The organism is Photorhabdus sp. RM96S (assembly GCF_042879335.1).
In the GTDB taxonomy this organism is placed as follows: Bacteria; Pseudomonadota; Gammaproteobacteria; order Enterobacterales; family Enterobacteriaceae; genus Photorhabdus; species Photorhabdus kayaii.
Genome location: NZ_JBHFKT010000200.1, coordinates 1 through 402 on the forward strand (window position 1 = coordinate 1; position 402 = coordinate 402).

The 402-nt window shown below is 43.5% G+C and carries 1 pseudogene; it reads right to left on the bottom strand.

The window, feature by feature from the left end:
• Window positions 1–402: pseudogene (locus tag ACGF49_RS24965) on the bottom strand (adhesin); the annotation flags it as partial.

The following is a 402-nucleotide window of genomic DNA, read 5'->3' on the forward strand; positions in this document are numbered from 1 at the left end:
CGCCAAAATTATTGCCCCTGATCCTGAGAAAGGTCCTGCCTCTACTCTGCCATTTTTCTGTAAAATTGATTTCACTGTAACGGCTACATTTCCTCCCGCCGGTACAAACACAGCAACGCCGTCTTCACCATTTTTCTCATTTAATAGCAACTTAGCTTTCAAGCTACCATCACTTCTTAAAGGTACTAATCCCCTATCAGGTCCCGTCGCTGTCACGATAATCTCTATGTCTACATTGCAGGTCACATTGATATTTTCCGCTCTGGTTGCGCCTTCCAATTTTGCCTCATTAATACTACCGTAATTAAGTTCAACGGAGCCTTCTCTGACCTGACAAAATCCTATCGGTGGTGGTGCAACGCCACATAAAGATCCGGGTAATAATCTTCCATGAAAACCATT